Source organism: Elizabethkingia argenteiflava, assembly GCF_009904105.1.
Classification (GTDB): Bacteria; Bacteroidota; Bacteroidia; order Flavobacteriales; family Weeksellaceae; genus Elizabethkingia; species Elizabethkingia argenteiflava.
The window spans coordinates 1-255 of record NZ_JAAABJ010000277.1; the positions used below are offsets into that span (position 1 = coordinate 1).

The following is a 255-nucleotide window of genomic DNA, read 5'->3' on the forward strand; positions in this document are numbered from 1 at the left end:
CATATTAATCTGGTTGTAAGTAAATAAGTCTCTTTGATAATCAATACTCAGATCACCTTTGTCTCCTAATATTGTACAATTTTGATACAAGTGCTTAATATCTTTGAGATAATGAATATCCTGTACACAAGCTTGTGTTACATCAAAATCGGTAAAAATCCCATCAGTAGTACACACTGCATGCAATTTATAACCATAATAAACACTATTTTGCCAAGCACAAAAACCTTTATCCGAGCTGGTAAAGTAATTTTC

Annotated in this window: 1 protein-coding gene; it reads right to left on the bottom strand. The window is 31.4% G+C overall.

All coding sequences use genetic code 11. From position 1 onward, the window contains the following. Window positions 1-255: transposase (locus tag GNY06_RS02855; RefSeq protein ID WP_166518718.1), on the bottom strand; the 255-nt coding region annotated here is incomplete at both ends.